20 protein-coding genes and 3 tRNA genes are annotated in these 25,539 nt (G+C 56.3%); 12 read left to right on the top strand and 11 right to left on the bottom strand.

The window, feature by feature from the left end:
* The first annotated feature begins 308 nt into the window (after positions 1–308).
* The 3 genes from LF599_RS14570 (at position 309) to LF599_RS14560 (ending at position 5,287) form a co-directional block, all read left to right on the top strand.
* Positions 309–2,819, top strand: coding sequence for a methyl-accepting chemotaxis protein (locus tag LF599_RS14570; protein ID WP_279521276.1), 2,511 nt, complete (start codon positions 309–311; stop codon positions 2,817–2,819).
* Between the two features lie 174 nt (positions 2,820–2,993).
* Positions 2,994–4,019, top strand: coding sequence for a TIGR00341 family protein (locus tag LF599_RS14565; RefSeq protein ID WP_279521275.1), 1,026 nt, complete (start codon positions 2,994–2,996; stop codon positions 4,017–4,019).
* Positions 4,020–4,225: 206 nt separating this feature from the next.
* On the top strand, positions 4,226–5,287 hold the full coding sequence (locus LF599_RS14560; RefSeq protein WP_269942321.1) for an IS110 family RNA-guided transposase: 1,062 nt from the start codon (positions 4,226–4,228) through the stop codon (positions 5,285–5,287).
* Positions 5,288–5,597: 310 nt separating this feature from the next.
* Here LF599_RS14560 and LF599_RS14555 read toward each other — a convergent pair.
* A tRNA-Glu gene (locus LF599_RS14555) sits at positions 5,598–5,672 on the bottom strand.
* Between the two features lie 181 nt (positions 5,673–5,853).
* Here LF599_RS14555 and LF599_RS14550 point away from each other — a divergent pair.
* The 4 genes from LF599_RS14550 (at position 5,854) to LF599_RS14535 (ending at position 12,275) form a co-directional block, all read left to right on the top strand.
* Positions 5,854–6,279, top strand: coding sequence for a very short patch repair endonuclease (locus LF599_RS14550; protein ID WP_279521274.1), 426 nt, complete (start codon positions 5,854–5,856; stop codon positions 6,277–6,279).
* A 78-nt stretch (positions 6,280–6,357) separates the two neighbouring features.
* Positions 6,358–7,464 (top strand): DNA cytosine methyltransferase, encoded by a 1,107-nt coding sequence (locus LF599_RS14545; RefSeq protein WP_279521273.1) that lies wholly within the window; start codon positions 6,358–6,360, stop codon positions 7,462–7,464.
* A gap of 64 nt (positions 7,465–7,528) precedes the next feature.
* Positions 7,529–10,468 carry an ATP-binding protein gene (locus LF599_RS14540; RefSeq protein ID WP_279521272.1) on the top strand — a complete coding sequence of 980 codons (2,940 nt, stop codon included), beginning with the start codon at positions 7,529–7,531 and terminating at the stop codon, positions 10,466–10,468.
* Positions 10,461–12,275: a response regulator receiver domain gene (locus LF599_RS14535; RefSeq protein WP_279521271.1), complete on the top strand. Its 1,815-nt coding sequence runs from the start codon at positions 10,461–10,463 to the stop codon at positions 12,273–12,275. Before LF599_RS14540 ends, LF599_RS14535 begins: the two co-directional genes overlap by 8 nt.
* A 104-nt stretch (positions 12,276–12,379) precedes the next feature.
* Here LF599_RS14535 and LF599_RS14530 read toward each other — a convergent pair whose 3' ends face one another.
* Positions 12,380–13,117 (bottom strand): DNA-methyltransferase, encoded by a 738-nt coding sequence (locus tag LF599_RS14530; RefSeq protein ID WP_279521270.1) that lies wholly within the window; start codon positions 13,115–13,117, stop codon positions 12,380–12,382.
* Positions 13,114–13,602: a helix-turn-helix domain-containing protein gene (locus LF599_RS14525; protein ID WP_279521269.1), complete on the bottom strand. Its 489-nt coding sequence runs from the start codon at positions 13,600–13,602 to the stop codon at positions 13,114–13,116. Before LF599_RS14525 ends, LF599_RS14530 begins: the two co-directional genes overlap by 4 nt.
* Before the next feature lie 804 nt (positions 13,603–14,406).
* On the opposite strand from LF599_RS14525, the gene LF599_RS14520 reads away from it, so the two are divergent.
* Together LF599_RS14520 and LF599_RS14515 are read left to right on the top strand one after the other, a co-directional pair.
* Positions 14,407–15,366, top strand: coding sequence for an integrase domain-containing protein (locus LF599_RS14520; RefSeq protein ID WP_279521268.1), 960 nt, complete (start codon positions 14,407–14,409; stop codon positions 15,364–15,366).
* A 562-nt stretch (positions 15,367–15,928) separates the two neighbouring features.
* Positions 15,929–16,984 carry a tyrosine-type recombinase/integrase gene (locus tag LF599_RS14515; RefSeq protein WP_279521267.1) on the top strand — a complete coding sequence of 352 codons (1,056 nt, stop codon included), beginning with the start codon at positions 15,929–15,931 and terminating at the stop codon, positions 16,982–16,984.
* 79 nt (positions 16,985–17,063) lie between these two features.
* On the opposite strand, the gene LF599_RS14510 is transcribed toward LF599_RS14515, so the two are convergent.
* The 6 genes from LF599_RS14510 to LF599_RS14485 all read right to left on the bottom strand — a co-directional run bounded on the left by LF599_RS14510 (position 17,064) and on the right by LF599_RS14485 (position 19,480).
* Positions 17,064–17,141: transfer RNA gene (locus tag LF599_RS14510), tRNA-Glu, on the bottom strand.
* Positions 17,142–17,148: 7 nt separating this feature from the next.
* Positions 17,149–17,223: transfer RNA gene (locus LF599_RS14505), tRNA-Gln, on the bottom strand.
* A gap of 60 nt (positions 17,224–17,283) precedes the next feature.
* Positions 17,284–17,634, bottom strand: coding sequence for an ATP-binding protein (locus LF599_RS14500; protein ID WP_269943459.1), 351 nt, complete (start codon positions 17,632–17,634; stop codon positions 17,284–17,286).
* Between the two features lie 38 nt (positions 17,635–17,672).
* Entirely contained in the window at positions 17,673–18,158 is a 486-nt protein-coding gene (locus LF599_RS14495) for a DUF721 domain-containing protein (protein WP_279521266.1), read from the bottom strand.
* A 3-nt stretch (positions 18,159–18,161) separates the two neighbouring features.
* Positions 18,162–18,584, bottom strand: a complete 423-nt coding sequence (locus tag LF599_RS14490; RefSeq protein WP_279521265.1) for a PEGA domain-containing protein — start codon at positions 18,582–18,584, stop codon at positions 18,162–18,164.
* Between the two features lie 8 nt (positions 18,585–18,592).
* A complete protein-coding gene (locus LF599_RS14485) occupies positions 18,593–19,480 on the bottom strand; it encodes a universal stress protein (protein ID WP_269943463.1) in 888 nt (295 codons plus the stop codon).
* A gap of 397 nt (positions 19,481–19,877) precedes the next feature.
* Between LF599_RS14485 and LF599_RS14480 the strand changes: the two genes are divergently transcribed.
* The 3 genes from LF599_RS14480 (at position 19,878) to LF599_RS14470 (ending at position 23,369) form a co-directional block, all read left to right on the top strand.
* Entirely contained in the window at positions 19,878–20,789 is a 912-nt protein-coding gene (locus tag LF599_RS14480; protein ID WP_279521264.1) for an ArsR/SmtB family transcription factor, read from the top strand.
* Between the two features lie 28 nt (positions 20,790–20,817).
* Positions 20,818–22,248 (top strand): adenosylhomocysteinase, encoded by a 1,431-nt coding sequence (gene ahcY / locus LF599_RS14475; RefSeq protein WP_269943465.1) that lies wholly within the window; start codon positions 20,818–20,820, stop codon positions 22,246–22,248.
* A 263-nt stretch (positions 22,249–22,511) separates the two neighbouring features.
* Positions 22,512–23,369, top strand: a complete 858-nt coding sequence (locus LF599_RS14470) for a discoidin domain-containing protein (protein ID WP_279521263.1) — start codon at positions 22,512–22,514, stop codon at positions 23,367–23,369.
* A gap of 24 nt (positions 23,370–23,393) precedes the next feature.
* Here the strand turns inward: LF599_RS14470 and LF599_RS14465 are convergent, their stop codons facing one another.
* Positions 23,394–24,647 carry a molybdopterin molybdotransferase MoeA gene (locus LF599_RS14465; RefSeq protein WP_279521262.1) on the bottom strand — a complete coding sequence of 418 codons (1,254 nt, stop codon included), beginning with the start codon at positions 24,645–24,647 and terminating at the stop codon, positions 23,394–23,396.
* Between the two features lie 3 nt (positions 24,648–24,650).
* Positions 24,651–25,526 carry an acetylglutamate kinase gene (gene argB / locus LF599_RS14460; protein WP_279523106.1) on the bottom strand — a complete coding sequence of 292 codons (876 nt, stop codon included), beginning with the start codon at positions 25,524–25,526 and terminating at the stop codon, positions 24,651–24,653.
* Positions 25,527–25,539 lie beyond the last annotated feature (13 nt).

Here is a 25,539-nt window from a genome sequence, read left to right as displayed (position 1 = left end):
GAGGGCAAGTCTTTTCCGCATCGAATGGCCGACACGGGGCAAAAGGAGGGCCATCTTGTGTGTAAACGGGCCGCTATACGCTTTTTTCACAAATGAAAATGTCGGTTTTTTGGCGATCGGGAAATGAGAGGGAAAAGTTTGTGAAATTGTGAACTATGTTGAATTTGTGGGTCTTAACCAGTTGTAAGGCTAGTAAGTTGTGTTACGCTAACGAGAAGAGGTGTAACAATTGTTCTGAAATGACCCCTGATACCAGGGGCGACAATATGAAATCCGCGATGTGATCCATTGAGGGGAGTAAGGGAAAGATGAGTATCAAGTACAAGATTCTGTTGCCTTCGGCGGCGCTGGTGCTGCTGATAGGCTGCATCGGGGTTTATCTGCTGACCGGGCAATTCGGCGAGTTGCGGACATCCTTCGCCGAGATGCTTGTGGGGAATGCGGCCAAGACCCTGACATTGAACACTGAGGACGCCGCGCTCCGGGCCCAGGAGGAAGCTGCCCTGTTCGGGCGGATGCCTTCCGTGATCCGGGCTTTTTCCCTGGCGCACCAGGGGAATCTCGCCGACGAAAGCGACCCGGTCGTGCAGAGTGCCCGCGAGGCCCTGCGAGCCGAGCTCAAGCCCGTGTTGGACGGGTACGAGGCCGCGCTCGGTGAGAAGCTGAGGCTCCACTTTCATTTGCCCAACGGACGGAGCCTGGCGCGCATGTGGCGCGACAAGCAGGCAAAGCGCAACGGCAAGTGGATGGACGTGTCGGATGACATTTCCAGTTTCCGCAAGACCGTTCTGGATGTGAACCGTGACGGCAAGCCTCGGCGGGGTATCGAGCCCGGCCGCAGCGGTTTCGCCATCCGAGGATTGGTGGCGGTCAAGGACGAGTCGGGCAGGCAGCTCGGTTCGGTCGAGGTCCTCAAGAGCTACGAGGACGTGTTCAGGCTTTTCAAGGACGAGAAGGGGAGCTTTTATACATTATATATGGACGCCTCCCTGCTTTCTACCACAACCAAATTGCAGGACCCGAAAAAGTATCCCCTGGTCGGCAATTCCTTTGTTCGCGTGGCGGGCAAGGCGAACGGCGATCTGGATGCCAAGGTCACGGCGGACATGCTGCACAAGGCTGCTGGCGGGCGGTTCGTCACGCTGGCCGGCAATTATGCAGTGGTCTATCTGCCTGTGCAGGACTACCAGGGCCAACCCATTGGCGTTATTACCCTGGCCCGCGATATTTCCGTCCTGAATGCCATTCTGGACGGCGTTGTGTTCCTGGTTCTGGTCCTCTTCGCTTTGGCCGTGCTTTTGCCCATGCTTTCTCTGCTCGGAGTCATGCGCTACGCCGTGTTTAGGCCTTTGGATAAAATCCGCGCCCTGGCCGAGCGAGTGGCGCGCGGAGACCTGGATCAGGGCGAGGCCGTCACCAGCCGCGACGAGATCGGGTCCATTCATCGTTCCGTCAGCCGAATTCCCGTGACGCTCAGCGAGCTCATCGACGATTGTGAGGCCACGGCCCGCGAGGTTGCGCACGGCGTGGTCCGGTCCCGGGGAGACGCAAGCCGCTACGAGGGGGCCTACGCCCAGCTCATTCAGAGCATGAACCGCGTGGCCGACACCTACACGGCGACCTTCGACTCTTTCCCGTTCCCGATCTTCACCGTTGACCGCGACCATAATCTCCTTTTTGTCAACCGCAATGCCAGCGAGATTGCCGGGCAGGAGGTGGGCGAACTCATGGGCAAGCCGTGCAGCGAGGTGTTCAACACCGACATCTGCCGGACAAAGGACTGCGTCTGCACCAGGGCCATGCAGGTCATGGAGCGGGTTGTGGGCTCCACCCGGGGCAAGCTGATCTCGGGCGAGGTGGACATCAAGGGATACGCCAGCCCCCTTCGCGACGAGAACGACAGGGTGGTGGGCGCGCTTGAGGTCATCGTGGATCAGACCGATATTCTCGATTCGCAGCGCAAGATGCAGCGCGTTGCCGATCAGGCGGGGATGCTTTCCGAGCGCATGACTTCCGCATCGGAGCAGCTCTCCGTGCGCGTGGAGGAATCCCGTGGCGGCGCAGAGGAGCAGAGCGACCGCGCCACCGAGACAGCGACGGCCATGGAGGAGATGAACGCCACCGTTCTGGAGGTGGCGCGCAACGCCAACGAGGCCGCTTTGAACGCGGAGCAGGCCGAGGGCCAGGCCATGGCCGGGCACGACGTGGTGACCAAGGTGGTCGCTTCGGTCAACGAGGTCAGCGAGCTGGCCTCACGGCTCAAGGCCAATATGGGCGAACTTGGCGGACAGGTGGATGATATCGGCCGGGTCATGACCGTCATCAACGACATCGCTGACCAGACCAACCTACTGGCGCTCAATGCGGCCATCGAGGCGGCCCGGGCGGGCGACGCCGGGCGCGGGTTCGCCGTGGTTGCCGATGAAGTCCGGAAGCTGGCAGAGAAGACCATGGTGGCCACCACCGAGGTTGGCAGTGCCATCGGAGCCATCCAGACCATGTCCCAGCGCAACGTCGCCGAGACCGACAAGGTGGCCCAGGTGCTGGATACCTGTACGTCCCTGGCCGAAGAGGCTGGTCAGTCCCTGGCCGAGATCGTCGAATTCTCGCGCGGTTCCGCCAGGCAGGTGCAGGGCATCGCCACGGCTGCGGAAGAGCAGTCGTCCACCTCGGAGCAGATCACCCGGGCCACCGAGGAAATGCATCGCATCTCCGATAACACCAGTCAGGCCATGACGCAGTCGGCGCAGGCCTGCCATGAATTGAACTCCATCGCCCAGGAGCTCGACGGACTCATCAACGAGCTTGGTTCAGCCTAGCCGGGGTGGTCCCACAATTCGAAATGAGGGGAGGGAAAAGTCGTTTGACCGGCTTTCCCCTCCCCTTCTTTTTTGGATTTTTAGGTGACCTATCGAGTGCGGTCCGTTGTGCATGTACTCCAGACGGTCGGTGTGGTAGGCATATGTCATGGAAATCACACAAGGTGGGACGCCATGGCATTGCGGGTGATCGAAGTCGTTACGCCCCGTTCTGACAAGGACGAGGTCAAGAAATCCCTGGAGGAGCAGCAGACGGACGAGGGCTACGTGTTCTGGGCCTCGCCCCTGGACGACGGGGAGTCCCTGTCATTTCGCCTGGTCCTGGACATGCAGGAGACCGAGAACGTCCTGGACAGGCTGGAGCAGCTTTTCGCCTGGACCGACAAGTATCGCATCGTGGTCTATCCTGCCGAGGCCACCTTGCCCCGGCTGGACAAGCTGGCCATGGATGAGGAGCGGGAGAAGGACCCCTTCGGCGACAAGGAGAGACCCCGCAACGGACGTATCAGCCGCGAGGAGCTGTACGCCGACGTCCTGGACACGACCCTTCTTTCCAAGCACTACGTTATTCTTGTGCTGCTTTCCGCCCTGGTGGGCGTCATCGGCTTGCTGCGCGACAATGTGGCCATCATTATCGGGGCCATGGTTCTGGCGCCGCTGCTCGGTCCGAACGTGGGGCTGGCACTGGCCGCCACGCTCGGCGACGCCCGGCTCAGTCGGGAATCCCTCAAGACACTGGCCGTCGGGGTGTTCCTCTGCCTCGCACTGTCGGCCTCGGCCGGGCTGTTTTTGGGCGTTCCCGAGCTGACCCCCGAGCTGGCCGCCCGAAGTGTGACCTCCTATTCCGATATCATTCTGGCCATGGTTTCAGGCGCGGCCGGGATCATCTCCGTCACCCTGGGCGTGCCCACGTCGCTCGTCGGGGTGATGGTCGCCCTGTCCCTGCTCCCGCCGCTCATCGCCTGCGGCCTCTTCCTGGGGGCGGGGCTGTTCCCCGAGGCGGGCGGGGCCGGATTGCTTTTCGCCGCCAACGTCATTTGTCTCAACCTTGCCGGGGTCGGCACCTTTTTGGCTCAGGGCATCCGCCCCCTGTCCTGGTACGAAAAGGAGCGCGCCAACAAGGCCACCCTGCGCGCGGCCATCATCTGGACCGTGCTTCTGGCGGTACTCGTCGGGCTGATGTTCCTCAGGACCCGTTAGCGGACAAACGCGGTTGCGCCCGTTTGCGCTGCATAGGGAAGGGGCGAGGCGGATGCTCAAGCTGCAAGATATGACCTCGTGCAGTGCTGTCCTGCCGGGGAATAGAGAAGGGATGATCCCGGACAGAGCAAGAGAAATACCATGTCGGCACTCCCAAGTTTTGCTGGTAACAGTACCAGTGAACCCCAAAACCAAGGGAGGCCGACATGGCAAAGCTCAAAGTATCATCTGTTCATCGGTTTGTTGAAGCGTTTTCCGGCGAGAAGGTATGGATAGGAGTGGACGTCCATAAGCTGAGTTTCAGCGTGGCTTTGCTCAGACCTGATGGTGCCGTGAAGGACTGGACTTGTCCGGCTGATGCAACAGCACTCACCCGGCTTGTCATGTCATTACCTGTTGAGGTTGGCGCGGTTTGCTATGAATCTGGACCGACTGGCTTTGAGTTGGCCAGGAGCCTCGAAGCAGAAGGTGTTACGGTTGTCGTTGCTGCGCCAAGCCGAATCCCGCGCCCCATCACCGCTACCAACAAGACCGACAGCCTGGACTGCCGCAAACTGGCAGAGCTGGCAGCCTCCGGCCTGATCAGACCAATCGCCATTCCTTCCGTTGAAGCTGAAGCCTTCCGTGCTCTTGAGCGTCGAAGGCATCAGCTCACCGACTCTCTTCGTCGAGCTAAACAACGGATTCGTTCACTTCTTCTTTATCTTGGAGCGCAGGAGCCTGCCGATCTGGACCATTGGAGCAAGGCTGCCATACTCACACTTCATCAGGTGGAACTTCCTTCGGGGGCAAAAGAGACTCTTGAAAGCTTGCTCGATGAACTGGAGTACTTCGCTTGTGCACAACGCAAAGTGGATCAGCGTTTGCGAATAAGCATCCGGGAACAAGACGAGGCAAGACGTATTGCCGCCATGAGGTCCGTTCCCGGCGTTGGCGAAGTCGTGGCCACGACTTTTGCGGCAGAGGTTTACCGCCCGGAACGTTTCAATCGCAGCGAAGAGGTGACAGCTTACCTGGGCCTTGCGCCAGTGATGCGGCAAAGTGGAGGCAGCAAGGGTAAGGCAACACTTCGCCCGGTCGGTCAAAAGCGATTACGAAGTTTACTGATTGAAGCAGCTTGGGTGTGGAAGCAGCGAGATGAGTGGGCCAGGGAGTTCTACAACCGAATTTATAGCCGACATGGTGTGGCACAAAAAGCAATAGCTGCGCTTGCTCGTAAATTGGCCGCGCTTTTGTGGAAGCTCAGCTTACCTGTAACGCAGTCGTGAACAAAGATCGCGGCGGGGCTTTGGTGGCGTAGACCACGAAAATAGAAATGGCGATCTTAAACTGATTTACGTACCGAATAGGTACTTGGTGCCGTAGAGCACGAATAAGAAAAGGAATACAAACTAATAGCCGTTATGGTGAGGGTGGAGTCTGGCCTAAGAAATAGGGAAATCGAGTAAATAGGGAGTCCTTGACATGGGGCCGCATAAGAAAGCCCCGGAGACTTTCACCTACGGGGCTTTCTCTTGTCCATCGTCGGACAATGAAAAACGGGTTGCGGTATGTACCGCAACCCGTTTGTCTGTCTCTTGGCGTCCCCAAGGGGATTTGAACCCCTGTTAACGGCGTGAAAGGCCGTAAACAATCAACCGGAAGGTTGCTTACCTATGTTATTTCAATGGGTTGAAAACGCCATATTCACCACAAAAAACATAGTTACCGCTGAAAATGACACTTGGGTGACACGTGTTTTGGGCAAATCGTTATTGCGAAATAAGTGACCGACCACGATGGCGATTAGGACTTTGCCCTAGGATAGTTTTTCCTCGGGACATTTGGCATTATCATGCTCATGGACACTGTTTCGACTGCAAAGCGAAGCGCAATGATGCGTTCGATCAAAGGCAAGAATACCAAACCGGAAATGGTCGTTCGCCGTTTACTCCATGCCGACGGGTATCGTTTTCGGGTCAACTATCGTGGAGTGATCGGCACGCCGGATTTGGTTTTCACCAAGAGGAAAAAGGTCATATTCATCCATGGTTGTTTTTGGCACCGGCATCCCGGTTGTCCACGCGCCAGTATGCCCAAGACCAATGTGCCTTTTTGGGAAAACAAATTTCGTCATAATATCGAGCATGATCAGGCTGTTCTACAAGGGTTGCACGACGACGGGTGGGCGGTTTTGATAGTTTGGGAATGCGAAACCAAACAACCGGAGGCTCTGTTGGTGAAACTAAGGGATTTTTTGGGGCCCACGAAGATCCAATAGAGTAATAAGTTAATAATCCTTGAGTTTTTTGCAAAAAAGAACCAAATTCTTTTCAAAAGCACTGAAGGGTATTTGGGTATGGTCAACATCTCGGCGCGAAATCGTCATGAACTTCGTAGGTTATGTGCGGTGGACCTGTTCGCCGGGGCAGGCGGTTTTTCCGAGGCTGCAAAGGAGAGCGGCATACAAGTCGTCGCTGCCATTGAAAACAATCAAAATGCCTGCAAGACCTACCGGGCCAATCTTGTCGAGAAAAAGCCCAACCCGCCCAAGCTGTTTTCGGACGACATCACACAACTTCCCGTCGAAAAATTCATAAAATCAGCCGGAATCGAACCTGGCTGCATCGATGTTTTGATGGGAGGCCCCCCTTGCCAGGGCTTTTCCACGCATCGAATAAAAGACGCAGGTGTCGACGACCCCAGAAATGCTCTGCTGTTGCATTACTTTAGCTATTTGAATGCGTTGCGTCCCAAGGCGTTCGTGGTCGAGAATGTTCCCGGATTGCTTTGGCCCCGTCATGAGCGGTATTTGAATAAATTCTATGAGCTGGCCGCCGAAGGCGGATACGAAGTTCTTCCCCCTCAAGTCATCAACGCCAAGGACTACGGCGTTCCCCAAAACAGAAAACGGGTTTTCATTTTGGGCTTTCGGGACAAGGTTCCCTACAGACTTCAGTGGCCGCCGGCCCCGACCCATTTCGCCCCGGAGTCCGAAGAAGTGCTCATCGAAGGACTACCTGCTTGGCGGACAGCTTCGGAAGTATTCTCCCTTCCGATTGATCCCGACGATCCGAACAGCATCCACATGAACCATACTCCGGAAATGGTGAAGGTATTCGAAAGTACGCCGTTAAACGGCGGAAGCCGGCAACAATCGGGGCGCATACTCCCATGCCATCGTCAGCATAATGGGCATAAAGACGTATATGGACGGATTGATCCCACTCGACCGGGGCCGACGATGACGACTGCGTGCATCAACCCATCGAAAGGACGATTTTTGCATCCTACGGAACACCACGGGATCACAGTAAGACATGCTGCACGGTTTCAGACTTTCCCGGAGACCTTTATATTTCACGGCGGCTTGATGGCCAGCGGAACCCAGGTAGGAAATGCCGTACCGATACGCTTGGGCGTGGCCGTGTTGAAGACCATCACTCAGGCCCTTCAAGACGCTTGATTGAATTTGCCCGACATTGTGTGGAGGGTTTTCTTTTTTACAATCGGTTGATATAGGCTGAACGATGATAAATAAGGCCAGTTTTCAGACACGTGCGCGCACCATAGATCACCTGGGGCGAGGGCAAATTGCCGATGCTCCCACTGCTGTAAGCGAACTTTGGAAAAACGCCTACGATGCCTATGCTCGAAACGTCGAGCTACACATCTTCGACGGTAAAACTCCTATCGCAGCCGTCATGGATAACGGGCACGGCATGAACGCGCAGGAGTTATTGGACAACTGGCTTGTTATCGGTACGGAAAGCAAGGTCCGCAAAGATAGCAGGCCGGAAGACCGTTTCGGCCTTCCCAAACGGGAAACGCAAGGCGAAAAAGGCATAGGCCGGCTTTCCGCTGCCTATCTTGCCCCAATGACCTTGGTCGTAACGAAGCGGGAAGGGAATTCCTTTGCCGCGATTCTCGTCGATTGGCGTTTTTTTGAAAATCCTTTTCTACTCATCTCCGACGTTGAATTTCCCATCGCCGAATTTGGAGAGATAAAAGAGCTGTCTGAACAACTCCCTGAAATGTTTCAAGCGTTGAAGGAAAATCTTGGTTGGGATGGAGCCGATGAAGGTAAGATAAAACGTTTGAGCGCTGCCTGGGACAGCTTTGACGAACTGGAGCGACAGCAGGACAAAGAGGTAGACCAGACCACCCGCGAGGCCATATTGGCCTTTGACGATTTTTCGATTCTGCAATGGGATCACGTTTTCCCCTGGTGGGATTTGATGAAGAAGGCCTCAGAGTACGACATCCACGGAACGGCTATGTTTGCCATTGACGTAAATGACGAACTGGGCCGTTGGGTTCGAGACGAGTACGAGGGCGAGGACGGCGATAAGGTCAAGCAAGCCTTGGTTGAAACCCTAGTCAATTTTATTGATCCCTTTGAAGAACAGGATCTTTTTTTTGATTACCGTACTACTATTCATAAAAGAGATAAGCCTGAATATACGATTGTCCGGTCCGATGACTGCTTTTCTCTGGAGGAACTCCATGCACTTGAACATTATGTTGATGGTCAGTTTGATGAACGAGGTGTTTTTACTGGGGCAATAAAGGCCTTTGGTAAAGAAAGGGGAGATGTTGAAATCCGTCCATCCAGGCTCCTCAGAAGCCAAGGCAGAGGAAGGTTGGGACCGTTCAAGTTTTGCATTGGTACGATTGAGCAAAACTACAAATCTACGACCCATTCAGAGGAAGAATATAGTTCAATAATGTCCCAAGCCGACAAGTACGGAGGAATATGCATTTACCGTGATGCTCTTCGTGTTATGCCGTACGGGAGAGAACATGCCGATATCTTTGGTATTGAAGGACGGAGGACGCGGCACGCCGGCCGTGAGTTTTACTCCTATCGGCGTAGTTTCGGCCGAGTCTCCTTTACCGCAGAGGAAAATCCATATCTAAAGGATAAAGCAGGGCGCGAGGGGCTTGTAGACAATAAAGCGCGCCGAGACATGGTTGATCTTGTCGTTAACGTTTTGAAGCAAACGGCAAGGCAATTTTTTGGAACGAACTCTGAACTGCGCTCCATCGAACTGCCCGACATCGAAAAACGTAATTTGGCTATGCAGCGGGCGGCGGAAACGGCACGAAAACGCAATCAGAGGAACTTTTCTAGAGCCCTGAAGCAGGCTCTTCCCAAAACTATCGGTGGCCGAGACGAAGCCATAGCGTGCATCGAGCTTTTTGATGTTGCGCAAAAAAATCGAGATGCCCAGGCGTTGGCTCAAATTCAGGAAAGGCTGAACCAGTTCAACGAATTAAGAGATGAGATTCGACTGCCCAACCGTCCTGCTACGTTGGGCAAAAATGAGGAAGACTACAGGGCTTTTCGAGACGCATATGGAGAATTTTGTTCCGCACTCGAGACCCTTAAAAAAGACTTGGCAAAATGCGAAGCAGAAGGGCTTTTAGGGGATCCTAAACGTATTGTGTTAAGCCGTTTTCACAGTAACGAATCGCGGCTTTCCAGCCAAATCAACGGCTATCTGAAAACGATAAAAGATAACTTGGACTCGCTCCGTGTCCGATGGGACAACAATGCGTTTGAAGACAGAAAGCTTTACAATAAAAATGCAGCGTTGGCCGTCAAGCGATTGGAGCAAGGCGAGGGGTTGGCTCCGGTTTTAAACTTGTTGGATGCCAAACATGCCGAGCTTCGCGACGACTTCGAAATTAAGTATTCCGCCATCATCAACAGTCTTTCCCAGGTCGTCGAGGATGTGGATATCGAAGGCGCATTTTTCTGGACCGATCAGGAAAACGCCAAACTGGAAGAAAAGGTCCAGCTCCTCCATAGCGTCGCCCAGTTGGGTATCAGCGTGGAAATCATAGGTCACGAACTTGAGGCTCTGGAATCGCAAGTCTCCACCTATCTCCGTCGAATGCCCAAAGCGGTCAGAGACTTGACGACATACAAAAATGCCCTCGAAGCTTTTTCCCAGCTGACGGATCGTCTGCGTTTTCTCACCCCTTTGAAGAAAACGGCATATCGTAATCGTATCCGTATCACAGGCAAAGAGATCGGCGATTATCTCCGCGAGTTTTTCGGGGATACCTTTGAAAAGTTCCGTATCGATTTCATCGTAACGCCTGCTTTCGAAAGATTGGCCATTCGCGATCTACCCTCTCGGATTTATCCCACTTTCATCAATCTGGTGAACAATTCTCTTTACTGGGTCCAGTTCGGAGAAAGGCGGATCGTCCAATTGGATTTCATAGACGGGAAAGCCGTCGTGTCGGACACCGGCAAGGGTGTCGACAAGGACGATTTGGAAAACCTGTTTCAGTTGTTTTTTACACGAAGAACCAACGGTCGTGGTGTCGGGCTGTATTTGTGCCGCCAAAACCTGGCCGTTGCTCACCATACGATAAGATACGCCAAGGACTCCGACCCGCATCCTTTGGAAGGAGCAAATTTCGTCATCGAATTCAAGGACGCCGAAAATGCCTAATGCTGCCGAACTGATCCAGGAAGTATACATCGACCCGATTAAAAGCGTCTTGTTCATCGACGACAAATTTCCGACGTATGCCGACGCAATCAACGGAATTGAAACCGAAGAGGTCGTCCCCGACGCTGAAGCCCTGAAGCAGGAAGATGATGCGCAGTATGCAGACCTCTTCGCAGGCAAGCAGAAGCGTTCTGTTGATAGTGGAGAAGAGCCGATTCTGCCCGATGTCGAACGCGCGTTGAATTTGACCCGGTCATGCCGGGAGTGTGGGTACATCTTCGATGTTGAGAATACTGCCAAAACCGCGCTCGGCTATGAAAAAGAGGCAAGTTTTATCAATAAAGCCGACTTCGTGGTTCTTGATTTCATCTTGGATGACAAAACGGATAGCGGACGATCTGCGCTGGAGATCCTCGAACTGTTGAACAATACTAAAAGGTTCAACTTGGTAGTCGTTTATACCAACAACGACCCGTTTGAGGTCGCGCATGAAATCGCGCATTTCCTTCGCGGGAAAAACGAGCAGGCAAAAATAAGTAAGGGAGCAGCTCGACGTCTCGGGGAAATTCCTGGAGAAGTGCTTGGGGGATATTTGGCCGATTATCTTTCCGGTGAATTAGCTCCTCTCGCGGATTGGTATAAAAAACAGGAATTGAAAGGCTCACCGAAAGAAGAGGATCTCGAAAACGCATTTGAGGCATACGCGAACACAAGATTCCCGAACAGTCCCGTGCGTGTGGATTCCCTTTTGCGAGGCTGCGGGACGGCCTCGGACCAGTCACCTTGGATATGTGGCAAGGGAGTCTTCATCGCCGTCGTCCATAAAAACAAAGCAGAAGCCACTGTAAAGACTCTGCTGGGAATTTTGAAAGACTGTTTGACGACGTATGTCCCATCCCCCATATCGATGCTTATTCACAAAAGCATCAACACGTTGAAGGAGGGAGGGACGAATATTCTCGAACAAGCCTTCGGGGACAAGGAAACCCGTGCCGCTTTGCTTTATCGTGCCTTGACGGCCGAGTGCCGTGCATCGAATTCGGAAAGGGTTTCGGAGTTGAGATTTGGCGATTTGATGAGAAAGGCACTTTCGGTACTTTCCTTCGAGGTCCAAAAGAGAACAACGGATTTTGGTAGCCGTTTATTATCGCATTGTACCGACTCTTGTGCCGAGGAAAATCAATTCAATCTTGCTACAAAGTTGGAAAAGCTCAAATGTGAAGATGAGCGGCAGTTTTTCCTAAACGTCAACGCAACCCTTTGCTGCCAACCCTTGGAAACCGGGCACATGACGACGGGGATGATTTTTCGCCAAAAAGATAAGAAAAATCGTATCTGGATTTGCGCTACGCCTGCCTGCGACCTTGTCCCGGGAAGAGATAAAAAGGGGGGCGGATATAGGGGGCTGTTGTCTCCGGCCAACTATTTCGAAGCGTTGAGAATTCAGCGTGACGCAAAATTGGACCGAGTGTTGTCGGTTGCGACGCAAGCTAACCATTTATTCATCAATGTCGATGGTAAAATACAAGCATTCCAAATCCTCCAAGGAAACAGCCGACAGCCGCAGTCCTATATCTTTTACACACAAGACGGCGGATATCTGAATGACGACAGCACACTGACGTTGAAAACGATTTGTACCGAAGAGCACGATGGGAGTCCTTCTTTGGTATTTCATGAACACGAATTCGAGGTAATAGGACAGTTGCGTCCGGAATATGCCAGTAGATTTTTAACGATTACTGGTGATTGGAATTCCAGAATCGGGGTCGATTTTGTTAATTTCTCGGGGGAAAAGGAACAGTAGGACGGATCGAAGATTATAAGCTCTAATGAAGTCACACGAAATTTCCATCAAACTCTGATGGGCGTTTGCGGTGGCTACCAACGAACGTTTGATTGTTAATGCCTCTAGCTGGTTAAATCTCTCCCCAGAATCCTATCCCAAGCCGCAATGTGGTTTCGGAATCCATACTCGACCAGTTCAAATTTCCTGCCCAACTGCTTGGCTGCGACCCCTAGAGTACCGGTGCCGGAAAAGGGATCAAGAATCGTGTCGCCTTCTTTGCTCAATGCGGTAACCAGGTTTTTGATTACCTCCAGAGATTTTTGAGTGGGATGAAGGGCCTTGGAGCCTTTTCCCTTTGTCCACTCTTCATCTGGGTCTGGCATTATCCGTTCCTTTCCCGATGTTTTTCCTGTGACGGTATGATTTTTATAATAATTCCCCATGTCGAAGTATGAATCGTCCGAGCAGGCATGCAGCCCGAGTTCAAAGCTTTCCTGAAACATACCTTTGTTGTATCCGACCGAATCAGGCTTGCACCAAGCATACTTGCGCAACTTGGTGAAGTAGCGGGAGAGCTCTCGATACCAGGTGCCGAATTGGAAGTCCGAGCAGAAGACAAAAACATTGCCTCCAGGTTTCAGGACCCGATGGAACTGGTAAGCCAGGACGTCGATCTGTAGCTCTTTACAATCCCATTCCTTGCTTGCAATTCCGATTTCGTAGGGCGGGTCCGTGATTATGGCTTCGTACCGATGGGCAGGACAATTCTCCAAAAACAGGTATGCGTCATTGTTGTGGATGTCGCCGTCTTCCGAAGATGAAGTCACTCCCAGATAGTCTTGTTTCCGAAGGTCTTTCAAGCGTCGCCTGCCATCGGTTTCCCGTATGCCGGTTTTTGGTTTTTCAGGATGAATTCTCGCATCCGATCAAGGGACTTTGAGCTCAGTCCCGGATTGAGGGCTTTACGTCGTTTGGCTCGTAGTTTCGCATCGTTCGTCGAGTGGCACTGCTTAGCTGCATGGGCCATTTCCGGATCATTTTCCAGTATGCTCATCAACGCCTTATACGTGTCGTTGTGCATGGTGACGAGAACGATACGAACGAACTCCGGTATGGGGAGGTCATAGGCCAAGGAAAAGTCTAGGACCCGATCCAGCGGAATGGGAGCGCGCCCTTTCTCGATCTGGGATATGAACGAGTTGGAGTATCCCAACTTCTGGGCGACCCAGTTCAAAGGTTTGCCCTGAGTATCCCGGACAAGCTTCAGATAAAGCCCGACTTCTTCCTTGAGAGATTGTTCCGGGGTTTTTTCAGGGGTGAGGTCGACGACTTGATTTTCAGACATGGTTTATTAACTACCTTATTAATGTCGTAACGCAATTAGTTTATTAATAACTGAATCGAAAAAAATGGCAAAGCACTTTCTAGCCTTTCTTGAATGGGTGAGGCAGGACCAAGGCATATCCCTTGAGCCGGAGTCGCCATCCCTCTCGCCGTCGCCTGCGTAAATGACGACGCAAGCAAAGTCGTCGGGGCAAGGCCGGACCGCGAAGGGTCCGCCCGAAGGGCTTGGCCTTTCCCCGGCGACTGCTTGAGTCATGCTCGCAGCGATAAAAACGGTGAGAGGCAGATTTTTTGCCGCAGCCTCTTGCGCGCCGCTTTGGTGGCGTCGTATCCTCGGAGCATAACCATAGGTTACGTCGGTAATACAAAGGAGGTAAATCGCGTTCAGGCGCGTTCATAAGTTTCGACGACAGTCTAAACTGATGAACGCTTAAGTTGGCACTAACATGCCGTAACACCAAACACTTCGCTGCCGTTCATTTCCAAACGGCACACTTTCACAGCCAAACGCCAGGCTGAAACACAGCACCCCCGCCGGACAAACGACAGGTATCTAGAAATCTGCCGTTGTCGAAATTCCCCCACGGCCACCGCTTTATGCGCAGGACGAACGAGTCTGCGTGGTGGCACCCCCTATTAAATGGATTCTTGAATTTTCCTTCAGTGGGAAACGGACATTGATTTGTCCCGTGTCGGTTGTTGTGTGGCGTATTCGCGCCATAGGCAGGTCATTCCCCGGCAAACGGGGAAGGTCCGACCTGCTTTGTCCTGGGGCGCTGCCCCGAACTTCAGAAAGGAGAATTTCATGACAAAATCCATCAGTCTGGTACTGGGCGCGAACAGGGCAACCCTGTCCGGTTCGCGCTCGAAGCAGCACAGGGTCCGTCAGAATGCCCGAGCCTTTGCCAAGCGGCTTCGCCGTGAAGGGTTCGGGGTTCGCAAATGGACCAATGTCACGAACAAGCATTTTGCGGCTGTTGCCCGGCAAATGCAGGAAGAAGGCAAGGGTGACGGGCGCATCGCCGAAATTTTTTCGGCGGCCCGTGACCTTTGCAAGGCCTACGGAAATACTGGCATCAGCCCGACCAATGACGCGTTTGACGTCCGGCGGGGCAGCATTGCCAACGCCAACAGCAAAGCGGTTGCCCCCGCCTTCGTGCAGGGGGCAATCGACAAGCTGGAAAACGAGTTTGGCTATGAATACGGTCCCCGGTGTGCCGCCCAAATTCGCCTGCAATGGGAACTTGGTCTTCGTCGAGAAGAGTCGGCCAAAGTCGATTTGGTCACGGACTGGGACAGGGAAGGCCGCAGCCTGCTCGTCCAGTATGGGACGAAAGGGGGACGGCCGAGGACGCTGACCAATCTGTCCGACAAGCAGCAGGAAGCCCTGGAACGGGCGTTGCCATATACCAGCCAATCCAACAGACCGGGGGTACATAATCTCATGCCTGAAGGGATGGGCGACAAGTGGCAGGAAAAACTGTCCTACGCGGCTAGGCTTTGCGGGTTCACCAAGAAAGAAAGTGGGTGGACGCTGCACAGCAACCGTCATGAACGGTTTCACCGCCTGTACGTTGAACACACGGGCTTCCAACCGCCCAATCAGCACCCTTCAGTAAAAGTCTTCCAACAAACTGCTTATGACGTGGCAGGGGATGAATGGCCTCGGCTTGACGCCGAAGCCCGTGACGAAATCGAAGTGACCGCAGGACATTCCGCAGGAAGGCGGGATGTGTCCGATGCCTACCTTGGCAGTAGTCAGTGACAGGACCCCGCTTCGGCGGGGTTTCCTTTTGGGGTGAGGTTCCATGGGTGAGACAAATCGCCCAGGCGATTTGTCTCACCCATGGAACCGTCCTCCCCGCCCATCGGCTCAAACCGATGGGTGGGGAGGACTTTCACTGGACAGGAGCAATACTTGTAAAAAAACAAAAATATCCGTTTCCGGTTCCTTGCTCTCAAAGATACCGGCGTGCTTAAACTGAAGGGTTGGCTGGGAGTCCCGCACCGGGACAAGTGTTTAACCTTTTGGTTTAGGTCGCATGTCGAACGCATTGAAGGTCAAGGATGTCGCCCGAATCCTGAATTGTTCGGAAAGCTTGGTCAGAACTCCGGCCATGCTTGCCGCGCTGGGGGCTTTTCGGATTGGGAAACGGGGCATCCGATTTCACCATGATCTGCTCAAGGCGTACATCGCCAGGGGCCAGGTCGGCCATGCAGAAAAGACGCCAGTCTCGGACGAAGGCGCAAGTCGGTCCGATTTGACGGATCGTCATGGCATTTGGTAACTTCAATAATGGTAAGCGACCTTCCCTGCAGGAGAAAATATGCCTTACAAGGAAGGAAAACGGTGGAGGGGCGTGGTGCGTTTCACCCCGACACATGGTCCGATCATCAGGCGCACGAAGTTCTTTGAAACCAAGAGACAGGCAGAGGACTGGGAAGGCGAAACCGTCAAGGCATTGAAGGTGGCCGACCAGAAAAACCCTGCCAAGGCCGATGTGATTGGCCGGGCTCTGACCGTGACGGAATGGGCGAATCGTTACCTCGATCACGTCGAGGCAACTATGTGCCGGAAGACCTACAACGAAAAGCGGTTGGCTTTCCAGCGACTGGGGTCTTTCCTCAGGGACGACCGGTCGCTGGTCGGGCGAATCAGTCTTCATGTGGCCTTGGAACACCTGACCGGGGTAGCCAGGGTAGTGTCCGGGAATTCGGCCAACAAGGACCGCAAGAATCTGGCCGCCGCCTGGGTGTGGGGAATCAAGTACCTCAATCTGGACCGGGACATCCCCTTTCAGCATGTGGACAGGTTCCCCGAGGATCGCCATCCGCGATACGTCCCGCCTTTGGACGACTTCCGCAAGACGGTGGGCTTGGCCGGACCTCGTCGTCGGCAACTGCTGTTGCTGGCCTTCCATACCGCGCCGCGCAGGAGCGAGCTCTGGCAGCTCAAGTGGAGCGAAGTGGACTTCGGTTCCGGGCTTGTCGGCTACTGGACACGGAAGCGGCGAAGCGGAAACGCGGAATTCGACGAGCTCCCCATGTCCGCAGGGCTTCGCGCCAAGCTGGCCGAATGGAAGCTGGTGTCCGGCGCCGAGGACCTGGTCTTTGGCAATCGGTTCAACGGTCTTCTGGACCCTAACAATCGGTGGCTGAAGCGGTTGTGCGCCGAAGCCGGGGTGAAGCCGTTCGGTTTTCACGGCATCCGCCACCTGGCGGCCCGAGTGGCTATCGACAACGGTGCGACCATCATGGAAGTGAAGCACCTGCTTCGGCACAAGTCCATCGCCACGACCCAGCGCTACATCCTCCGGGTGAAGAAGACCACCGGTGCCGTGGATGCCCTGGATGCGGCCCTGGGCGATGCGGTCGGGAGCTGATCCCGGAAAAATGACACTTGCGGGTGACACGTGAAAAGGAAAAGGCCTTACGCGATGTGCGTAAGGCCTTTAATTTCCTTGGCGTCCCCAAGGGGATTTGAACCCCTGTTAACGGCGTGAAAGGCCGTCGTCCTGGACCAGGCTAGACGATGGGGACGCAAATTTGGCTGGGCTGCAAGGACTCGAACCTTGATTAACGGAGCCAGAACCCGTCGTCCTGCCAATTGAACGACAGCCCAGCAGCGAGAAGATGATTTAAGGGCTATGCCTCTTTATGTCAACTTCTTTTTTAAAGAAATTTACACAGCCCGGGCGAGTCGGCGGGTGCGCTTCTTCAGTTTGTTGATTTTACGGCGCAGACGGTCGCGCAGGGCACGGTCTTCAATCTCACCACGCTGCACGCGCATGGCGCGGATCTGCTTCTTGATCTCGTGGATCTGGCGCTTGTACGGGGAGATCTGCTCTTCTTCGACGATGCCGAAGACGTCCTTGATCTCCTGAACCAGCTCTTCCTTTTCCTTGCCGGATGCGCCGGTAATCATGGGGAGCTTTTCCATGCACAGGGCACGCAGCTCCTTGGCGGTCATCTTTTCGAGGGGCTTGGTCAGGCCAAGCTCGTCAAAGGAAATCTCTTTTACTTCTTCACTCATGGTGTACTCCTTAAAAAGGATCCTGAAGAGGATGTGGGTTACGAGTCGTCAAACAATCGCTGATAGGCCCGGTAACATCTGCCAACCGGCGAATCCGGGTCCAGCTTATCATTCAGGCTGCCTAACTTCTCAGGTTTTTTAAGTTTCCTCGGAGGCTCGGGAGCCTCCGGCCGGACTTCTCCGTCCAAAGGAACTCTGCCGTTTAGCAACTCGAACACCACTTTGTCAAAGACTTCCTTGCCTAAAAATCCATTGACCCGTTCGAGGATCATGGGGCCGAGGTAATGGGCTTCCTGCATGACGATGGGATCGTCGGCCGCCAGGACAAGCCTCCCGCCGCGATGGCCAAGCGGGCGGGCCATTTGGGCCACGTCGCCCAAGAGTTCGTCCCAGGCGCGCCACAGGCGGACAAGGTCGCGTCCGCCGCTCCTGTCCAGTCCCTTCAGGAAGCCGGGCAGGGCGTCGCTGACGCTTTTCGCCTTCCTCAGCCGTTTGGGTCGGTCGGTAGTACGCCGGTATGCCATGGTTCAGATTCCCGCGCCCGCAGGCGTCAGCTTGATGGTCACGATGGACGGGTCCAGCACGTAGGCTTCGCCGCTACGTTCCTGTTCATCCACTTCTCGGGCCGCCTCCGAGGCCACATCCTTGGGGTCCGCGCCCTTGATGATGCCGGAGATGACCCCGTCCCGGATGGCCCGGTCCGGTTTGAACCGGCGGCGGATCATTATCTCTTCCTGCTTGTATCCTTCCTTAACGATGGTCAGGAGGTGGTCGGACTGCCGGTCCAGACTGACCGAGCAGGGCGTTGCCCCGCAGGTTTTTTTGCCGTCCGCGTACACGGTCGCGCCCAGCGGATCGGTGGACACGGCGATTTTCTGCTTGGGCACGCCACAGGCGGCTACCAGCAGAAGGCAGGCGAGAGCGCTCAGGATGGCTGCCGTTCGGACCATGTGTTCTCCTAGATGCACGTGCGCACGCGGTAGTTGACGAGGACGGCGGGGCAGCCCGGGGAGAGCGCCACCTGGATGGTGGTGGAGCCCACCGAGGGCTTTGCGTGGTCCTCGCTGGACGAGTATTGGGCCATGATTATCATGTCCGCATTCTCCTGGCGGGCGCGCTTGAGAATTTCAACGTAGGGCAGTCCTTCCCAGCAGTGGAATTCGTGGCTGATGCCGTCCAGGGCCTTGGCGTAGCGGCTGCGCATACGGTTCAGGGCCTTGTCGATGAAAACGTCCATGGACTGCATGTAGTATTCAGGATTGGGCTTGGTCTGGCCCACGTCGAGCACATGGAAGATGTCCAGGTGCGCGTTGAAGGCCGCGGCCATGTGCACCGCGTAGCACAGGGCGGAGTCCGAGGGAGTGGAGAAGTCCGTGGCCATGATGATGCGCTTGATGTCCGCTCCGGCAGGCATGGGGTTGGTCACCACCATGACCGGGCAGAACACGTTGGCGCAGACCTTTCGGATGGATGTGTCCACCAGCCCCCACATGCGGTTGCCCCGGGGCTCCGGACTGGTGTGATGGCCCATGACGATGAGGTCGACACGCTCGTCATGGATGATCCGGAGCATTTGCTCGTGCGCGACGCCCGTGGTTACCCGTATGGAATGCCGGATGTCTTCGAGGTCCTTTTCGTAATAGGCCGCGATCTTGGCCTTGGTCGATGCCAGCAGTTCTTCGCGGATAGCCGGGTCGTCGAGGGAACACCAGTTGTCGCGGTCCAAAGGCAGCGTGTGGAACAGAATCATTTCCGCATTTCGTGAACGGGCCAGGTCGAAGGCCGCCTTGGGCGCGGTTCTGGTGTCGATCTGGGGAGTCGCCGCCAACAGTATCTTATTGAACATGTCATGCTCCTTGTCAGCCGGTGGGGTTCGTGCAGTTCCGTCAATCGGCTCGGCGAATGCGCCTAGCATACTATCGCAAAAATCGTCCGACCTTCGCAAGTATAATCCAAAACGCCGGTAATTCGCAAAAGGCGATGCGCCGGTTTTCCGCGTCTTTCTTTTCGCGTGCTGCGCGCCGGGAAAAGGCGAAGAACGCCGCGTGAAGAAAAAGGCATGTGGAAACAGGAGGTTCATGGGGGCAAAGTGTAACGGCCTTTGGCCTTGAAGCGGGAGGAATGCGCGGCTTGCGGGGGAAATGGGCGGAACGCGCGCTTGTCCGGGCTTGACGGGGGAGGGGCGCATAAGCTAGGTAACGATTGTTCAGTATATCAAGATATCCTGATATAGGCGAAAGGCGATGGAAATAATAAAGTATTGCAAAGCATTGTCGGATGAAACGCGTGCGCGGCTGGTCAATGTCCTGTTGGAGTGCGAGCTCAACGTCGGTGAGATCGTCCAGGTCATGGAGATGGGGCAGTCGAGGATTTCGCGGCATCTCAAGATATTGTCCGAGTCCGGGCTTGTGGACGTGCGCCGGGAAGGGCTGTGGGCCTTTTACCGGGCGAACGAGGACGGCCAGGGCCGGGCGTTTCTGAACGGCGTGAGCGAGCTCATGTCCGGCGAGCCGGAGCTTGAGCGGGACCGCAACCGGGCTGAAAAGGTCATCCTTGAGCGGACGGCGGCCACCCGGCAGTTCTTCGACGACATCGCGCCCGAGTGGGACCGCATGACAGCCGAGGTGCTGGGCGATCTGGACCTGGGCCGCGAGATTCAGGCCAGGCTGCCCGAATGCGATTGTGCCGCGGATATCGGCTGCGGCACCGGCGACATGCTTGAAATCCTGTCCCGTTCGTCGAGTTCTGTCATCGGCGTGGACAACTCGCCCAAGATGTTGGAGCTGGCCGAGGAGCGGTTTTCGGGTGACGGGCGCATGAGCCTGCGCATCGGCGAGATGACGCACCTGCCCCTTCGCGACTGGGAAGCGGACTGCACGGTCATGTCCCTGGTGCTGCATCATCTGGCCAAACCGCTGGACGCAATCCGCGAGGCCGGGAGGGTGCTCAAGGTCGGCGGCAGGCTGATAATCGCCGAATTCGACCAGCACGAAAACGAGCTTATGCGTACCGAATACGGCGACCGCAGGCTCGGCATTCCCAGGGAAAGCATGTGCAACTGGCTTGAAGAAGCCCGTTTCAACGTCCGCTCCGTTACTGAATTTGAGGTCAATATGGGCCTCGTCGTAGTCCTGTACGAGGCTGAAAAACGATAACAATCCAATCCATTAGTTGGAGGTATTCATGTCCAAGAACGTCATGCCCGTCGATCCCAAATGCGAGATCAAAGTGGCCGACATGTCGCTGGCCGAGTGGGGCCGCATGGAGATGCAGCTCTCCGAGCGCGAAATGCCCGGCCTCATGGCCATCATCGACAAGTACGGCAAGGAAAAGCCGCTCAAGGGGCTGAAGGTCACGGGATCCCTGCACATGACCATCCAGACCGCCATGCTCATCAAGTGCCTGTATGAGCTGGGCGCGGATATCCGCTGGGCGTCCTGCAACATCTTTTCCACCCAGGATCATGCCGCTGCCGCCATCGCGGAGTCCGGCATGGCCAAAGTCTTCGCCTGGAAGGGCGAGACCCTCGAAGAATACTGGTGGTGCACCGAACAGGCCCTGACCTGGCCCGATGGCTCCGGCCCGGACCTCATCGTGGACGACGGCGGCGACGCCACCCTGCTCATTCACCAGGGCGTCAAGGTCGAGGCCGATCCGTCCCTCGCGGACAAGGAATACGATGTCCACGAGTTCCAGATCATCATGGACCGCCTGGGCGCTTCGGTGAAAGCCAACCCCACCAAGTGGACCGAGATCGCCAAGAAGGTGCGCGGCGTTTCCGAGGAAACCACCACCGGCGTGCATCGCCTCTACGAGATGCAGCGTGCTGGCGAGCTGCTTTTCCCGGCCATCAACGTCAATGACTCCGTGACCAAGTCCAAGTTCGACAACCTCTACGGTTGCCGCGAGTCCCTGGCTGACGGCATCAAGCGCGCCACCGACGTCATGGTCGCGGGCAAGGTCGTGGTCGTGGTCGGTTACGGCGACGTGGGCAAGGGCTGCGCCCAGTCCATGCGCGGCTTCGGCGCTCGCGTCCTCATCACCGAGATCGACCCCATCTGCGCCCTGCAGGCCGCCATGGAAGGGTACGAAGTGACCACCATGGATGACGCCGCTTCCCGTGGCGACATCTTCGTCACCTGCACCGGCAACTACCATGTCGTCACCGGCGAGCACATGGAGAAGATGAAGGACGAGGCGATCCTTTGCAACATCGGCCACTTCGACTCCGAGATTGAGATGATCTACCTGGAGAAGAATCCGGCCTGCATCAGGAAGGTCGTCAAGCCGCAGGTGGACAAGTGGACCCTGGAGTCCGGCCGCTCCATCATCATCCTGGCCGAAGGCCGTCTGGTGAACCTCGGCTGCGCCACCGGCCACCCGAGCTTCGTCATGTCCAACTCCTTCACCAACCAGGCCCTGGCTCAGATCGATCTGGCCAAGAACGACTACGAGCCCAAGGTCATGATCCTGCCCAAAAAGCTCGACGAGGAAGTTGCCCGTCTCCATCTGGCCCGTCTCGGCGTCAAGCTGGAAAAGCTCACCAAGGCGCAGGCGGACTACATCGGCGTGGACGTCGAAGGTCCCTTCAAGCCCGATCACTACCGCTACTAGCGGACAGGCATTCGCCGAAAAAACGGGGGAGTCCTTACGGGCTCCCTTTTTTGTGGCCTATGAATTCCTCCGCGTGCCGTCTTTGTATGGGAGCGGCCGTCCTGCCACCCGGGAAGAGCCGTTTTTCTGCGGGACTGGGAGCGGACGGTTGTGCTATGGGTGCGCTCATGCAGCGTCCTTTCCCTTTTGTCATCCTGTCGTCCGTCCTGTTGTTATTCCTTTTTTGCTGCGGCCCCGCATTCGCCTTGAACGTGAATGTGGCCGTGTCCAGTTTCAAGGTGGACCTTGAGTTCAAGTATGCGCCCGGAAACCTCATGGACGGCGATCCGTCCACGGCATGGGCCGGGGGCAGCGTATCCGCGGGCGAGGGTCAATGGATGGAGTTTTCCTTCGAGATGCCGGTGCGGGTCACGGGATTGGGCATCTACAACGGCAACCAGGGTGCAGGGGAGTTCGAGAAGTTTCGGCGCATCCGTTCGGGGAGGATCGTCTATCCCGACGGCTGGGAGTTTCCCTTTTGGCTGCGCGACGAAAAAGGCGAGCAGGTCATCCGGTGTCCGGGCAGGCCGGCCAAGTCCATCCGGATCGTGGTGGATTCCGTGTTTCCCCAAGGCGTGCCCCTGGCGCGCATGAAGCTGGCCGTGTCCGAGGTCAAGTTGTATCTGACGCTGATGGCCGTGCCGGAAAGCGATGCCACGGCGGATGGTACGTTCGTGCCTCAGATTCCGCCAGCGGACACATCCAATCCGGTGCCCTCGGAAATACAGGAGCTGCTCCGCGATTTTTACGTCAAGCAGACGTCCCTTGACGACGACTACCATCTTCTGTTCGCGCCGCACGTGCGCGACATGTTCGATTTTCAGTTCGAGGTCTTCAAGGAAATTCAACGCCAGCGGGGAACCTTCAAGCAGTTGCGCACGGCCAAAGTGGACCCGTCCGGGCTCGGCTTCGAATTGGTCTATATGGACAAGGATGTGGCCGAGGTCCGGGTCTTCGGGACCTACCGCGTTCAGGTGGGCAAGCTCGACCGGAACCTGGAAGAGGACTCGGTCTTCGTGGTTATGAAGGGAACCGGCGGCTGGAAGATATACGAGCTGGACGGCCAGGAAGACGGATTTTAATCGAAAGTCAACAGTCTAAGGCTGTTAGACAATCCACACATCAATCAACTCGTCGGCGTACAGCCCTTCGGACTCGGCCGGGATAGTGGCCAGCCCGTCGGCCTGGACAATGGTTCGCAGCAGACCCGACTTGCCGAGCACCGGATGGGCCAGGGGCGGTTCGCCGTCGCGTTCCTCCAGCCTGACGCGCACATAGTCCTCGCGGCCGGGCTTGGAAGCCACGTTGCGGGCGAGCTTCGCCTGGCGCAGGCAGCGTTTTGACTGGGAAAAGGCGTTCGGGTCGCCCTGAAGGTGACGGATGAGCGGCAGAATCAGGACGTGGACCACCACCAGGGCCGACGTCACCTGTCCGGGCAGTCCCAGCACGGGTTTGCCGTCCACGCGGCCGAGAATGGTCGGCTTGCCGGGGCTTATGGCCACTCCGTGCGCCAGTATCTCGGCATCGTCCATGGCCTCGATGGCCTGAACCGTCAGGTCGCGCACGCCGATGGAACTTCCGCCGGACAGGAGAACCGCGTCGTTCTCGGCCAGGGCCGTTTGCAGAGCGCGGCTCAGGCTTTCCAGATCGTCCTTGATGATGCCGTAGGGAACGGCGATGCCGCCCGCCTGTTCCACTAGGGCGGCCACGGTGTGGGTGTTCACGTCCCGCACTTGGCCCGGTTCGGGAATTTCGCTGACGGGAATCAGCTCGTCGCCCGTGGACAGGATGCCCACCCTGGGGCGTTTGCGCAGGGAAAGATTTTCAAAACCCAGGGCTGCGGCAAGGCCGATTTCCTGCGGGCGCAGGGGCGTTCCGGCGGGCAGGGCCACGGCGTCCTTGCGGGCGTCTTCTCCGCGTTGCATGACGTTGTCGAAGGGGGCCACGCTTTTCCTGATCTCGATGGTTCCGCCCTCGTGTCCGTCCTGCATGGCCTGGGTGTGCTCGACCATGACCACGGCGTCCGTGCCCTCGGGCAGCACGCCGCCCGTGGCGATGCGCGCGCATTCCCCGGGATTGAGGGCGATGTCCGGCAACTTGTCGATAGGCAGGGCGGCCACGCATTCCAGGTAGCCCGGGTTGGATTCCCCGGCCCCGAATGCGTCGCGGGCGTTCACCGCATAACCGTCCATGCACGAGCGGTCGAGCAGGGGCCAGTCATGCGGCGCGATCAGGTTGTCGGCCAGGACGCGTCCTGCCGCGCGGGCTAGGTTAACGGTCTCGGCCGCGAGGACGGGGAAGCCCCGCAGCAGCGCCTCGAACTCGGTACGCGGGATGATGGTGAAGAATCCGTGCTGCATGGCTTAGTAGACGATTTCCGTGCCGATGCCGGATTTGGTGAACAGTTCGAGCAGGATGCAGTTTTCCACGCGGCCGTCGATGATGGCCGATTTTTCCACCCCGGCCACGGCTTCCAGGCAACATTTGATCTTGGGGATCATGCCGCCGGTGACCACGCCGGAGCGGATGGCCTCGAAGGCCTCCTTGGCGGTCAGGGACGTGACCAGTTCGCCGTTGGCGTCGAGCAGGCCGGGCACGTCGGTCAGCAGATAGAGCCGTTTGGCGCCCAGGGCGGTGGCCACGGCTCCGGCCACGGAGTCGGCGTTGATGTTGTAGGTCTCGCCATGGTCGTCCACGCCCACGGGCGCGATGACCGGGATGAACCCTTCGCCGAGCAGGGATTCGATGAGCTTGGTGTTCACCGAAGTGACCTCGCCCACCTTGCCCAGATCGATGATCTCGGGCGGGGCGTCCTTTTTCTCGATGGCCAGTTCCTTGGGCTCGGCGGTGATGAGCCGTCCGTCCTTGCCGGAAAGTCCAACGGCCTGGCCGCCATGCAGGTTGATGAGATTGACGATCTCCTTGTTGACCTTGCCCACCAGGACCATCTCGACGACGTCCATGGTGGCCTGATCGGTGACCCGGTAGCCCTGGCGAAAATGCGACTCGATGTTCAGGGCCTTGAGCATCTGGCCGATCTGCGGCCCGCCGCCGTGTACGACGACCGGGTTGATGCCGATATATTTGAGAAGAAGGATATTGAGGGCGAAGGCGCGCTTCAGGTGCTCGTCGATCATGGCGTTGCCGCCGTACTTGATGACGATGGTTTTGCCGTAAAATTCCGTAATGAACGGCAAGGTCTCGATGATGGATTTAGCCTGAAGCTGGTATCGCTTCATGTCCCGTTTGCTG

The sequence above is a fragment of the Pseudodesulfovibrio thermohalotolerans genome (assembly GCF_021353295.2).
Taxonomy (GTDB): Bacteria; Desulfobacterota; Desulfovibrionia; order Desulfovibrionales; family Desulfovibrionaceae; genus Pseudodesulfovibrio; species Pseudodesulfovibrio thermohalotolerans.
Note: the sequence above shows the minus strand (reverse complement) of the source record. Positions and strands in the feature narration are given on the sequence as shown.